We start from the raw sequence: 12,490 nt of genomic DNA on the forward strand, positions 1-12,490 counted from the left end.
AGAAGTATTTAGAACTGATTTTCTATCTCTACACTTACGCCGTGCATTTCGCCCGTCATTGGCGGATTGGTTTTGGTGATTCTAATTTTAATAAAAGAAACCTGTGGAAATTTCATTTTTATATTTTTCAAAATTCTGCCCGCAACATGTTCCATCAACTTTGAAGGAACTTTCATTTCATTGTGAATGATGTCGTTGATTTCTGCATAATTAATGGTGTCATTTAAATCATCAGTTCCCACGGCTTTCCAAAGATCAGCATGAACTTCTACATTCAAAAGATAGTAAGTTCCAATTAATGTTTCCTCCGGAAGTGCGCCGTGATACGCGTAGATTTTAAGATCTTCTATAATTATTTTTGAAGTCATTTTACTTTATTTTTTAACGCAAAGGCGCAAATATTTTTTTTAAAATAAGCTTTATTACGGACGTAAAGGCGTTTCACTCAGCAAATACCTTAGTTATTAATGATGCTCGATTTCTATTCATTTTCAAATTAAAGCATCATCAAATTATCAAACGGTCTCCCGCAATAGGGATGGTAGTGGAAATCCCACAGCAAGCGTTGGCAATGCTTTGGCGCGAGGAATTGCAACGGACAGCCCGGCTTTTTTTCGTGGGGCAAAAGCGTTGGCGAAAAAAGATTGCCCAAAGTACCACTTCGTCACATCACCAAATCATCACATTACTTGATCGTTGTCGATAATTCCAGCATGGCTTCAATCGGTTTCAAAGCTTTCAACCGCAATTCCTCATCCATCGTAATTTCCGGTAATTCGTATTTCATGCAGAGATACAGTTTCTCCAGCGTGTTTCTTTTCATGTAAAAACATTCGGAACAGTTGCAGGATTCGTCGAAAACCAGGGCGGGAATAAGTGTTTTATGCGGGGCGCGTTTTCTCATTTCATGTAGAATTCCTTCCTCCGTCGCCACAATGAATTCCTGGGCGTCATCTTTCTCCACGAAATTCAGGAGGGCAGAAGTGGAACCTACGAAATGCGCCAAATCGAGAACCGGAGCTTCACTTTCGGGATGAGCGATGAGTTTTGCCTGAGGATGATCTGCCAATTGCTGCGCGATTCTTTCCATAGAAAACGCTTCGTGAACGATACAGGTTCCATCCCAAAGAATCATATCGCGACCGGTTTTCTTCATCAGATACCGTCCCAGATTTTTGTCGGGTGCAAAAATAATTGGTCGGTCTTCCGGTAAAGAACGAATAATAGTTTCCGCGTTGGAACTCGTTACAATAATGTCGGATTCTGCTTTTGTTTCGGCGTTACAGTTAATGTATGTCGCAATTAAAGCATTTGGATATTTTGCCCGCATTGCGCGTAAACCTTCGCCGCTACAACCATCTGCCAGTGAACACCCGGCTTGCGTATCAGGAAGCACTACTTTTTTGGTAGGATTTAAGATCTTTGCAGCTTCTGCCATGAAATGTACGCCACAGAAAGCGATCATATCGGCATCGGTATCTTTGGCTGCTCGTGCTAACTGTAAGGAATCACCCAAATAATCCGCAATGTCCTGAATCGCAGGCGGCTGGTAATAATGCGCCAAAATCACCGCATTCTTTTCTTTTTTTAAGTCCAGAATGGCTTGTACCAACGCTTCACCTTCTGGAATAATGAGGTCTTTGATATTTAAAAATCCTCTTACCGGCAGATTTGCCTTTGCTTGATCTATATTTTCGGTGCTCATCTTATTAAAAATTTTTAGGATTGGGATGTATAAATGTATAATTAAAATCCTGAATTAAATGGTCAGAAGAAATTATTCTCTGCTTCGTTTCAGCGGTTTGATCTGCCATTGTTTCCACTTCCAAATTCAGTATTTGTGCGATGGATGGATGTTCCGGAGCTACGACATTGTAAATCTCTGACCGTATTTCGGAATGTATCAAAAGATCGACCACTGCCAAGATATCTTCGTAGTGAATGTAATTGGCTTTTTTGTGTGGATTTTCAGGCGTTCTGTTTTGATATATTTTTTGAAGAGAGCGTTCATCGCCCATCAAACCGCCAAAACGTAAAATGTTAGTTTGAGGATATTTCTTTTTTACCAGGTTTTCTGCGGCTAAAATGTCAGGTCGTAGATCGGACGTGTCTTTCTCCGTGAAAATTTTATTTTCCTGTGGATAAATTCCGGTAGAGCTGAAAAGAATGGTTTTTGGAAATTCTTTGTCCAGTTTCTGAAAGCCCTCGAACCAGTCATTCCGGGAAATGGGCATACTGAAAATGGCGACATCTACAGATTCTAAAACACCGAAATCGGGGTTATTATCAAAATCCAGTAAATGAACTTCCTTTGCGAAATTTTGTAAAGCAGGTATTTTTTCCGGGGATGTGGTGGTGACTATCGTGTGTTCGCCTTGGGACGACAGCTTTTTTGCAAGTCTTTCGCCAACCCATCCACAACCGATAATGGCTATTCTCATGATTTTAAAAAATTAATTAAGAGATTTTCAATTTCCGTTTTTGCATCTTCTAATTGATCGTTGACCACAATTTTATCAAACTCATTTTTGAAGGAAATTTCTTCAGTCGCTTTTGAGATGCGTGTTTTAATGGTTTCTAAATCATCGGTTCCTCTTGCGATTAATCTTAATTCCAAGGCGGCTACCGAGGGTGGCATAATGAAAATTGACAATGCCTGATCTCCAAAATATTTTTTCAGAGAGATTCCACCTTTTACATCAACATCGAAAATTACTACTTTTCCGCTCTCCCAGATTCGTTCAACTTCAGATTTTAAAGTTCCATAGTATTTTTCGGTATACACTTCTTCATACTCAACAAATGCTTCTTCGTTAATTTTCTTACGAAACTCCTCGGGTGAAATAAAATGATAGTCCAAGCCGTGTTGTTCCATTCCCCGCGGATCTCTGGTCGTGCAGGAAATTGAAAAGGCAAGTTGCGGAAATTCTTCTAAACAATGTTTCACGAGCGTGGTTTTTCCACTGCCGGAAGGTGCTGAGAATATGATTACTTTCTTCATTTAATTTTAATTTTGAAAAGACGATTAACTAATCGATGGACAGAGAATGAACTAATTCGGGATCTCTTATCGATGCGGACCTCTTTTAGTCTATAGTACGTTTAGCGTCTGTTCTTTTACTTTTTCCAGATCGTCTTTCATCATGACGACCAGCTTTTGAATTTCTGCGTGGTTGGCTTTTGAACCGAGGGTGTTAATTTCCCGTCCGATTTCCTGGGAGATGAAACCGAGTTTTTTACCATTGAAATCTTCGTCGATCATCACTTCTTTATAATATTTCAAATGCTGGGCAAGTCGAACCTTCTCCTCTGCAATATCTAATTTCTCTGTGTAGTACGCCATTTCCTGATAAAACCGCGTTTCATCGATCTGATCAAATTCATTCATTGATTTTCGGTAGCGTTCTTTTACGCCCTCCATTCTCACTTCTTCGTAAGGTTCAACCTGGCCTAAATAGGATTCGATTTTTTTAATATTAGTAAGAAGCTCATTTTGTAAAATCTCGCCTTCTGTTCTGCGGAAATTTTCAAACTTCGTCATGGCTTCGTGCAGCAATTCCTTTAAATAAATGTATTCATCATCGCTAAGTTCATCTGATTTGGTTGAAATCGCATCGGGCATTCTCACCGCCATTTTCAAGTATTCGAAATCTGGACCGTCGGCAGCGATCTTTTTCAATTCCTCCATGTAGGATTTCACAAGCGCTTGATTAACGGCAACATCATTTGAATCATCTAACGATTCAATATTCACATAACAGTCCACTTTTCCACGCAGAATGCGGTCGTTCAGCATCTTTCGAATTTCAAATTCTTTCTCTCGGTATCTCGACGGGATTTTAATGTTAAGGTCAAATGATTTGCTGTTGAGGGATTTCAAATCAACGGTTATTTTTTTACCGTCGAAAACTCCTTCACTTCGGCCGAAGCCTGTCATTGATAAAATCATGTATTTGCTTTAGTAGACAAAGATAATTATTTCAAATCTTTTAGACTTAAAAAAGAAATGGTAAAATATTCCCCAATTACAGAAAAGATAATTTTATATATTTGCATCTAATAAAAGATGTAGAATATGCTAAAATCGCTCTTCCACTGGAAAGTCTGGGTTAATATACTCGTAGCGGCTGCAGTTTTCGTAGGTTTGGTCTGGTTGACTTTTCGTTGGCTGGAAGTTCATACCAACCATGGAAAGGAAATCCCGGTACCCAATGTGATGAATAAATCCGTGCAGGAAGCCATAAAGATTTTAGATGATTCAGGTTTGGATTACGAAGTCGACAGTTTCAAATACGATCCAAAATACCGTCCTTTTCAAGTATTGCAGATTTATCCTTCACCGGGTTCCCGTGTAAAAGATGGAAGAACTATTGTGATGAAAGTGAATCCGAGAACCTACGCACAAGTTTCTGTACCCGATGTTTTAGACCGATATAAAGGTTTGGCATTCCGGCAGTTAGAGCAAGTGGGTTTAAAGATTGGCGATACGATCTATGAACCGAGTATTCAGCGGGATGCAGTTTTGCGCATGCTGTACAATGGTTCCACGTTAAAACCCGGCGCTTTATTGCCGCGTTTTTCTACGATTGATTTGGTGATTGGTGCTGGACCGAAACGAAATATCACCGTTCCTAATCTTGTGGGACTCACGGTGCAGGAAGCAAAAGCCATTATTGCCCAAAATCTTTTCGAAGTCGGATTGGTTGAACATGAAGACGGCGGGTCGGATGAATCAGATATCGTTTACTATCAGGATCCTGAAGCCTTTGATGTAAGAGATCAGGGAATGCAGGTGGATATTTGGGCCAGTAAAAAAACACCGGCAGAAATGGGCGCGAAAATCTCCCAGCTCAATTCTATCTACAGAATTAAAATGGATGTTTCAGAACCTTCTTACTATGATGATGGAGCAGTGTACCGTGAACCGGTTCAAAGTGCGCCTCGTCCGGAAATGCCTCGTCCTGAAACGCCACGACCAACGGTTCCCGAAACCTCCACACCGCGACCTGAAGTAAAAAAACAGGAAGCTCCAAAAGCAACAACCGAAACAAAACCTAAGGCCTCTGAGCCAAAACCTACGACTTCAACGCCCGTAACGCCGAAGGAAACTCCGAAAAAAGAGGAGAAACCCAAAGCGAAAAAGGTTGTGGTTGAGTAATAATTTATACAATAAAATCTAAAGCTTCAACAACAATGTTGGAGCTTTTTCTTTAAAGATACCCATGACAGAGGATAAAGATAGAGAAGAAGACTTTGATCAGGAATCACATGATGCTGAATCGGAAGGGCTTTACGAACATTTTTCAATTAAGGTAGATCGGGGGCAGGAACCGCTGCGCATCGATAAATTTCTTATTAATTTTCGTCAGAACTCCTCACGGAATAAAATCTCACAAACCTGTCGTGCCGGAAATGTGATGGTGAACGGGTCGCCCGTAAAACAGAATTACCGCGTTAAACCCGGCGACGAAATAGCCGTGCTTTTAACGAAGCCTCCACGGCAAAATATAATTATTCCACAGGATATTCCCATTAATATTGTTTATGAAGATGACGATGTTGTGGTGGTAGACAAAGAGGCGGGAATGGTTGTTCATCCCGGACACGGCAATTATGATGGAACTTTAATTAACGCTTTGGCTTTTCATTTTGAGAAAAATGGGGAGAAATCAGATTTGGATCGCATCGGTTTGGTGCATCGGATTGATAAAGATACGTCCGGACTTTTGGTTATTGCGAAAAACGAATATGCCTTAAGTTTTCTTGCCAAGCAATTCTTTGACCGCACCACGAAACGGTTATACTGGGCTTTTGTCTGGGGGAATATCGAGGATGATCAAGGAACAATCACCGGAAATATCGGGAGACATTTGAAAAATAGAATGCAGATGGCCGTTTTTCCGGATGGCAGTTTGGGGAAACACGCCGTTACGCATTACAAAGTCTTGGAGCGATTGCGCTATGTGACTTGGGTAGAATGTAAACTTGAAACGGGACGAACGCACCAGATTCGCGCGCACTTTAAATATATTGGTCATACGCTTTTTAACGATGAGCGCTATGAAGGCAATCAAATTTTAAAAGGCATCAATATGCCAAAATACAAGCAGTTTGTAAAAAATGTTTTCGAAATTTTGCCACGTCACGCGTTACACGCGCATACCTTAGGGTTTACTCATCCGACCACGAAAGAAGAAATGTATTTCGAAAGCCCGATGCCACAAGATATGGATGAAGCCTTGAAAAAATGGCGAAATTATTTAGAATCCTGATTCCTTAAAACTTTTTTTATATTTGTAAAAATTCACGCCTCCTTATTATGAGAAAAATATATGCCTTATTTTTCGTGGTGGTCTTTCTCGGAAGCTACAAAAGCCAGGAAACGTTGCCTTATTACCAACAGTATTTGTTGGAAGGAGATTTTCTCTCTAACCCTGCTTTGTACGGAAAGACGGATGATGTCGTGTTGAATTTGAACTATCAGAAACAGTTTTCTAATTTCGATCAGTCGCCCAATGTACAGTCTATAGGAATGCACGCCAATGTTTTCGATCGGGTGGGTGCAGGTTTAACTTTTTTTCGAGATCAGAATGGACCTATTTCCTCCAATGGTGTGGGCGCGGGAGCATCTTATTTTATTCCGATTGATGATGATGGCGAAAGAAAAAGTCAGTTTTCTTTCGGGACCAATGTGAATTTCTATAATATGAATATCGATTTGGGTATGCTGAATCCGCAGAATCCGGGTGATCCGCTCTTGAGCAGCGAAAGTCTTTTCCTGGTGTATGCAAATCTGGGATTAGCTGTTACTTATAGAAATTTCTTTGCGGGAGTTTCCGTAAACGACATTGCAATAACCAATGATATTCCTATTGCTAACGGCATTGAGCCTGAACCGACCAAATTTATATTGAATACGGGATATGATTTTTATTTGAATGAACAGTTTTATGTGAGTCCTTCGGTTCTTATGAATTTCAATACCAATTCTTCCAAACTGATTGATCTCAATGTAATGGCTACGGTTTTAGGAGACGAAAATTCTTTTTCTGCCGGCGCGAGTTTTAGAACGGCGAGTAATAAATTTGGAAATCAGAGTGTTGGAATTTCGCCGATCATCAAAGCAAAAGTGAGTAATTTCTTTTTCGGTGCGAGTTATAACTTTGGCCTTTCAGATATTCAACAATATGCCGGAAGCAGTTTTATGCTGAGCATTGGATATAACTTCGAAAACTTTATCAATACGAGAGGATACCGATATTAATAAGGTGCAATGTTGCATTTTGTGAACTTCCGTTTCAACGTTAACTTTCACTCAACCTCAACCTCAAATTCGCCCCTGGCTTTTCTTTGATCCATGATTTACCTTCATATTCCTTTCTGTAAACAAAAATGCAGTTATTGTAACTTTCATTTTTCGACTTCTTTAAATGCTAAGGAAGAAATGATTTCTGCTATTAAAAAGGAAATTTATTTACGCAAAGATGAACTGGAAAACAAGAGTTTACAATCCCTCTATTTTGGAGGTGGAACGCCCTCTATTCTTAAAACAGATGAACTTCAATCGATTGTTGATGAGGTTTTGAAATACTTTAGTTTTGATTCAGACATCGAAATTACTTTGGAAGCCAATCCCGATGATTTGGATAAAAACTTTCTTAAAGATTTATCTAAAACGCCCTTCAACCGTTTGTCAATCGGAACGCAAAGTTTTTTTGAAGAAGATTTAAAACTTATGAATCGCGCCCACACTTCCGGTGAAGCAGAGAGCTCCATCAAACGCGCTCAGGATTTTGGATTTGAAAATATCAGTATTGATTTAATTTACGGTTCCCCAACTTCTAATTTGGAGATCTGGAAAAAGAATTTAGATAAGACCATCGAACTTCAGGTGCCTCACGTTTCGTCTTATGCTTTGACCATTGAGCCAAAAACTGCCCTTCATACCTGGTTTTCACAGGGGAAAATCAATGCCCCGAAAGAAGCCGAACAGCATGAAGAGTTTTTCTATATGACAGAATTTCTAAAGGATAACGGTTTTGATCACTACGAAATATCAAACTTTGGAAAGCCCGGATTTCATTCCAGACACAATTCGGCGTACTGGAAATATCACGCCTATTTAGGCATCGGTCCGTCGGCACATTCTTATAACGGCAGAAATGAAAGAAGCTGGAATATTGCCAATAATCAGTTGTATATCAATTCGTTGAATAAAAATAGTCTGCCAAAAGAAACGGAAATTTTATCGGAGAAAGATCAGTTCAATGAAATGCTGATGATCGGCTTGCGAACTGTTTGGGGTGTTAATTTATCTTCATTAAAGGAGAAATTCAGCGCGGAACTTTTAGACTATTTTCAAAAAGAAATTAAGCAAAAACTTGCAGATGGAATCTTACTCGTTGAAGACAATCATTTAAAAATACCCGAAAAACACTGGTTTCTGGCCGATGGGATCGCCTCCGATCTGTTTGTGGTTTAGGTGGTAGGCGGTAGGTGGTAGGTAGTAGGTAGTAGGTAGTAGGAGAAAGGTTTTAGGTTTAAAAGATTTTGATCCTGCATCCAACATCAACCAACTGACTCTTCAATCTCGTCTTTTTACTTTTTCCTTGGCTCTGAATTCCGTATTTTTGCATAAATTTCAAACACTTGAAAACTCAAAAACAGGATTTCAGCCATCTTTCAGCCAAACAACCCATCGGAATATTCGATTCCGGCGTCGGAGGATTAACGGTAGCAAAGGAAATTAAACGATTGTTGCCGCAGGAGGATTTAATTTATTTTGGGGACACCAAACATCTTCCGTATGGGGAAAAATCCCGCGAGGCGATTGTAGGTTATTCCACGAAAATCACGGCTTTTCTTTTAGAAAAAAATTGTAAAGCCGTTGTAATTGCCTGTAATTCTGCTACTGCAAATGCTTTAAAGGAAGTCTTGGAACTTGTGAATGATAGAGTTCCGGTCATCGATGTGATTAATCCTGTGGCAGAAAAAGTGTCCTATGAGATTCACAATAATGTGGGCGTCATTGCAACAAAAGCGACCGTGAATTCGGGTTTATACAAGAAGTCAATCCGCAAGCACAATAAGTTTATCAAGGTTGATGAATTGGCAACGCCCTTATTGGTTCCCGCCATTGAAGAAGGTTTTCGAAATCATCCTATTACGCATTCCATTATTTATAATTATCTGAGCAACAGTAAATTAAAAAATATCGAAACTTTAATTTTAGGCTGTACGCATTATCCACTTTTATTAAATGAGATCAAACAATATTACGGAAACCGCGTTCGGGTCATTGATTCCCCGAGTATTGTTGCCAATCAGCTGAAGATGATTCTGGAAAAACATCATCTGCTGAATGGGGACAATCCAAAACCCAGTTATCAGTTTTATCTGTCCGATATCACGAAAAATTTTGAGAAGATCTCTAAAAAATTCTTTGGTAAAACCATTGATTTGGAATTGAAAGTTTTATAAGAAACTTTTGAAGTACAAAGGATTTATGATGATATACGGAAAACTTAGTCCGCTGATTCATTTTCAGTTTCAGATGTTTCTTCAGTTGGTCTTTCATTTGGTTTAAAAAAGGAAAAACTTACATTTCCATATTTCCGCGTGTCGGTTAAATTCGGATGTTGCAATTTCGTACGGCTTTGATGCTCCAGAATAAAAACACCATTTTCTTTCAAGTAATTATTATTTAAAACCAAAGAAATCAGTTCCTCATATTTCGGCACCTCCATTTCAAAAGGTGGATCTGCAACGATCAACTCATAGGTTTTACGGTTTCTGTTTTTCTTTAAATATTCAAAAACATCGGCGCGAATGACGTTGATCTGGGAATCCATTTCTAACTCGCGCGAAGTGGTGCTGATAAATGCAGCGTGCTTGGCATTCATCTCTACAGAAGTTAAATCCTTGCAGCCTCTTGACGTAAATTCTAAAGACAGCGACCCAATACCCGCAAATAAGTCGAGCACCGAAATGGAGCCGAAATCAAAACGGAATCGGTTTTCAATGATACTGAACAGGGCTTCTTTGGCGAAATCTGTAGTCGGTCGAACGTCGAAATTTTTCGGAGCGGAAATTCTTTTGGCTTTCCATTGGCCACTGATTATTCTGTACATGGGTTTTGTTGGATGTTAGGTGCGGGATGTGTGATGAGCAGGATTTAAATTTAAGGCAAATTTATTTGTAAATGTAAAGTTACTATAATGATATCTTTTATTTTAACGCAAAAACGCAAAGGTTTATGAAAAATAACTTTCTACAAATTACGAGCGCAAAGGAGTTTCACTAAGCAAAGAAAATTTCAAGATCTACATTTTTGATTTTTTTTTTGACTTTAAATACTTGAATACCTTGAGGTTAAAATAGGAAAATCTAATATATTCACCATTCACTATACTTGGTTCTTTTTACTTTTTCCTTGGCTCTTCAAGCTTATCTTGCATTCAAAAGAAAATTCTTCTTTGGAATATTATCGTAAACGATTTTTAGATTTTTGACGAATTTCTTTAATTCTGAAATAAAAGTTTCATTTTCAGTCGTTTCTCCATACACGAAAAACTGGGTATCTGTAATTCCGAATCCAATTTTACTTAAGGTAAACATGATGAAATATAAAAAATCGACTTCCGATGTTACATCTAAATTATTGTAAAGGATGACTTTTTTATGATCCAGCGCAAAAAACTCACATTGATGGTGATAAAGGTTGATGTGAATTTCCTTCTGATTTTTAGCCGTAATGGTGTTCAGAAACTGTTCACCGGAAAAGTTAAATTTCGTGGTCGTCCCCAAATCTTTAATTTTACGATAAATCGATTTTGGAAAAGTATAGTAAAACTGCACGCCAAATTTCTTATTGACAGAAAGCATCAATTCTTCCTCTTCCTTATTCACAGGCGCGTTGTAGGCGATTAGATCATATCCCAAATCGTGCTGAGAAAAACCTTCTGGCATGAGGGTGAAATGATTCAGGGCAGAGATCACCGAAATTTCTTTATAAGTTTTCAGGGCTAAAATCTCGTCTGTTTTATCAGCCAGCGCTGTTGCCGGTGATTCTTCGGTTACAAAAAAAGACTGTTCCAAAGAAACTGTTTTGTTCTTTAAAACTTGATATTGTAGGCCGTCTTTGGTAAAAAGTAGTTTAAGTTGTTCCATGCTTTAGGGCAACAAATTTATTAAAATTAATCGGCTTTTGAAATTTTCTCAGTTTTGTTCAAGTATGAGCAAAGTCATGACCGAATATAAAAGCAATTTGGTAATTTTACAGAGGTATTTAAAGGAGTGTTAAATCCATTTTATTAAAGTCAATCGTATGAAAAAACTTATTTTTATTTTCTTGGTTCTGATGTCCGTCAGTATTTTTGCACAGAAAAAGATCCAGAATCAAACCGTAGAAGCTGCCTGTGGAATGTGCCAGTTTAAAGTTAAATCGGATAAAGGTTGCGCCATGGCCGTAAAAATTGATGGTAAGATTTATCATGTGGAAGGACTTGATAAAAAGACGTTCGGTGATGCTCATGCCGCCGACGGCTATTGTAAAATCATGAAGAAAGCCCTTGTAAGCGGGGAAATCAAGAAAGGGAAGTTTTATGCAACGAGCTTTAAGTATGTAGAGTAGATAGGTGTAGGTAGAAGGTGGCAGGTGGTAGTTAATAGTGCAGCGCCATAATCTACAACCCAATTCCTGTAACCTACGGCCTTAGAGAAAATATACCAAGACCGTCCCCGATTGATGGTGTAGGATTTCTTTATTATGAAACTCCAGATTGGTCTGGCTTTCCAGGACATCATACACCATTTGCTGTAAAACGCCGTCACCAATTCCGTGAATGATTTCCAGTCGTTTTAAATTGTTATTTCTACAATATTCCAACGTTTTCAAAAGTTGGTCTTTCTGCATAAAAAGCCGCTCAAACGGATCGACCTGAACAGCGCCTTTCGCAATGTTTTCAAAATGAAGATCCAGAATCATGGGTTTTTTATCGTGTTTTTTTGAAACGGGTTTTGAGAATTCTTCTTTTTGAATGGTTCTGATTTGACTGTAAATTTCCGCTTCCTGAAGCACGAGTTCCTGCGCATCGTACTCATAGGGAAAACCATGTTCATCTTCGATGGTTACTTTTTCGCCTTTAATAGCGGTGATTTTTCCTTTCAGGTTATCATCAATCACGGAAACAGAATCGCCAATTTTCATAAGATAATTTTCATTGTGAGGCGAAATTAGGAAAATTGTAAGGCTTTTTTATCATCAAAAATGGAAAACCTCATTATTAAAGGAATTGGAAACTAAAAAAGATATAGAACTATTTGAAGAAGTCATCTTATTTTATAATAGATGGCTAGCTAATTTTATAAATCTCCCACATTAAACTGAAACATCTCTCTATTAAATATCAACAATAATAAATAACAAATAATCAATCATCCAACACCAATCATCCATCATCCAACACCTACCACCAAAAACCAATCTTCT

Annotated in this window: 14 protein-coding genes; 6 read left to right on the forward strand and 8 right to left on the reverse strand. The window is 38.6% G+C overall.

Annotated features, from left to right (window positions below):
- Positions 1 to 8: 8 nt before the first annotated feature.
- The 5 genes from folB to EIB73_RS13345 form a co-directional block, all read right to left on the reverse strand.
- Entirely contained in the window at positions 9 to 368 is a 360-nt protein-coding gene (folB, locus tag EIB73_RS13325; protein WP_125025729.1) for a dihydroneopterin aldolase, read from the reverse strand.
- Positions 369 to 685: 317 nt separating this feature from the next.
- Entirely contained in the window at positions 686 to 1,705 is a 1,020-nt protein-coding gene (gene nadA, locus EIB73_RS13330) for a quinolinate synthase NadA (RefSeq protein ID WP_125025730.1), read from the reverse strand.
- 4 nt (positions 1,706 to 1,709) lie between these two features.
- Complete coding sequence (locus EIB73_RS13335) at positions 1,710 to 2,441, reverse strand: NAD(P)-binding domain-containing protein (protein WP_125025731.1); 732 nt, start codon at positions 2,439 to 2,441, stop codon at positions 1,710 to 1,712.
- Positions 2,438 to 3,001 carry a guanylate kinase gene (gmk, locus tag EIB73_RS13340; protein ID WP_125025732.1) on the reverse strand — a complete coding sequence of 188 codons (564 nt, stop codon included), beginning with the start codon at positions 2,999 to 3,001 and terminating at the stop codon, positions 2,438 to 2,440. The genes EIB73_RS13335 and gmk overlap by 4 nt, the downstream gene beginning before the upstream one ends.
- 90 nt (positions 3,002 to 3,091) lie before the next feature.
- Positions 3,092 to 3,949, reverse strand: a complete 858-nt coding sequence (locus tag EIB73_RS13345; RefSeq protein ID WP_125025733.1) for a YicC/YloC family endoribonuclease — start codon at positions 3,947 to 3,949, stop codon at positions 3,092 to 3,094.
- Between the two features lie 126 nt (positions 3,950 to 4,075).
- Here EIB73_RS13345 and EIB73_RS13350 point away from each other — a divergent pair, with 126 nt between their 5' ends.
- The 5 genes from EIB73_RS13350 (at position 4,076) to murI (ending at position 9,480) form a co-directional block, all read left to right on the forward strand.
- Positions 4,076 to 5,158: a PASTA domain-containing protein gene (locus tag EIB73_RS13350; RefSeq protein ID WP_125025734.1), complete on the forward strand. Its 1,083-nt coding sequence runs from the start codon at positions 4,076 to 4,078 to the stop codon at positions 5,156 to 5,158.
- Between the two features lie 64 nt (positions 5,159 to 5,222).
- Positions 5,223 to 6,272 (forward strand): RluA family pseudouridine synthase, encoded by a 1,050-nt coding sequence (locus EIB73_RS13355; protein ID WP_125025735.1) that lies wholly within the window; start codon positions 5,223 to 5,225, stop codon positions 6,270 to 6,272.
- A gap of 47 nt (positions 6,273 to 6,319) precedes the next feature.
- A complete protein-coding gene (locus EIB73_RS13360) occupies positions 6,320 to 7,264 on the forward strand; it encodes a PorP/SprF family type IX secretion system membrane protein (protein ID WP_125025736.1) in 945 nt (314 codons plus the stop codon).
- A 93-nt stretch (positions 7,265 to 7,357) separates the two neighbouring features.
- Positions 7,358 to 8,482, forward strand: coding sequence for a radical SAM family heme chaperone HemW (hemW, locus tag EIB73_RS13365; protein ID WP_125025737.1), 1,125 nt, complete (start codon positions 7,358 to 7,360; stop codon positions 8,480 to 8,482).
- Positions 8,483 to 8,649: 167 nt separating this feature from the next.
- A complete protein-coding gene (murI, locus tag EIB73_RS13370) occupies positions 8,650 to 9,480 on the forward strand; it encodes a glutamate racemase (protein ID WP_125025738.1) in 831 nt (276 codons plus the stop codon).
- Between the two features lie 44 nt (positions 9,481 to 9,524).
- Here murI and rsmD read toward each other — a convergent pair whose 3' ends face one another.
- Both rsmD and EIB73_RS13380 read right to left on the reverse strand, forming a co-directional pair.
- A complete protein-coding gene (rsmD, locus tag EIB73_RS13375; protein WP_125025739.1) occupies positions 9,525 to 10,130 on the reverse strand; it encodes a 16S rRNA (guanine(966)-N(2))-methyltransferase RsmD in 606 nt (201 codons plus the stop codon).
- A 316-nt stretch (positions 10,131 to 10,446) separates the two neighbouring features.
- Positions 10,447 to 11,169, reverse strand: coding sequence for a DUF3822 family protein (locus EIB73_RS13380; protein ID WP_125025740.1), 723 nt, complete (start codon positions 11,167 to 11,169; stop codon positions 10,447 to 10,449).
- A gap of 157 nt (positions 11,170 to 11,326) precedes the next feature.
- Between EIB73_RS13380 and EIB73_RS13385 the strand changes: the two genes are divergently transcribed.
- Entirely contained in the window at positions 11,327 to 11,632 is a 306-nt protein-coding gene (locus tag EIB73_RS13385; RefSeq protein ID WP_228411247.1) for a DUF6370 family protein, read from the forward strand.
- A gap of 81 nt (positions 11,633 to 11,713) precedes the next feature.
- On the opposite strand, the gene EIB73_RS13390 is transcribed toward EIB73_RS13385, so the two are convergent.
- Positions 11,714 to 12,208 (reverse strand): Smr/MutS family protein, encoded by a 495-nt coding sequence (locus tag EIB73_RS13390; RefSeq protein ID WP_125025741.1) that lies wholly within the window; start codon positions 12,206 to 12,208, stop codon positions 11,714 to 11,716.
- Positions 12,209 to 12,490 lie beyond the last annotated feature (282 nt).

The organism is Kaistella carnis, assembly GCF_003860585.1.
GTDB lineage: Bacteria > Bacteroidota > Bacteroidia > Flavobacteriales > Weeksellaceae > Kaistella > Kaistella carnis.

Excerpts from the sequence above, each read along its gene's own strand:
- EIB73_RS13360 (WP_125025736.1), top strand. The coding sequence starts at position 6,320 with ATGAGAAAAATATATGCCTTATTTTTCGTGGTGGTCTTTCTCGGAAGC.
- EIB73_RS13345 (WP_125025733.1), bottom strand. The coding sequence starts at position 3,949 with ATGATTTTATCAATGACAGGCTTCGGCCGAAGTGAAGGAGTTTTCGAC.
- hemW (WP_125025737.1), top strand. The coding sequence starts at position 7,358 with ATGATTTACCTTCATATTCCTTTCTGTAAACAAAAATGCAGTTATTGT.
- EIB73_RS13380 (WP_125025740.1), bottom strand. The coding sequence starts at position 11,169 with ATGGAACAACTTAAACTACTTTTTACCAAAGACGGCCTACAATATCAA.
- EIB73_RS13385 (WP_228411247.1), top strand. The coding sequence starts at position 11,327 with ATGAAAAAACTTATTTTTATTTTCTTGGTTCTGATGTCCGTCAGTATT.
- nadA (WP_125025730.1), bottom strand. The coding sequence starts at position 1,705 with ATGAGCACCGAAAATATAGATCAAGCAAAGGCAAATCTGCCGGTAAGA.
- EIB73_RS13355 (WP_125025735.1), top strand. The coding sequence starts at position 5,223 with ATGACAGAGGATAAAGATAGAGAAGAAGACTTTGATCAGGAATCACAT.
- EIB73_RS13335 (WP_125025731.1), bottom strand. The coding sequence starts at position 2,441 with ATGAGAATAGCCATTATCGGTTGTGGATGGGTTGGCGAAAGACTTGCA.
- gmk (WP_125025732.1), bottom strand. The coding sequence starts at position 3,001 with ATGAAGAAAGTAATCATATTCTCAGCACCTTCCGGCAGTGGAAAAACC.
- EIB73_RS13390 (WP_125025741.1), bottom strand. The coding sequence starts at position 12,208 with ATGAAAATTGGCGATTCTGTTTCCGTGATTGATGATAACCTGAAAGGA.
- EIB73_RS13350 (WP_125025734.1), top strand. The coding sequence starts at position 4,076 with ATGCTAAAATCGCTCTTCCACTGGAAAGTCTGGGTTAATATACTCGTA.
- folB (WP_125025729.1), bottom strand. The coding sequence starts at position 368 with ATGACTTCAAAAATAATTATAGAAGATCTTAAAATCTACGCGTATCAC.
- rsmD (WP_125025739.1), bottom strand. The coding sequence starts at position 10,130 with ATGTACAGAATAATCAGTGGCCAATGGAAAGCCAAAAGAATTTCCGCT.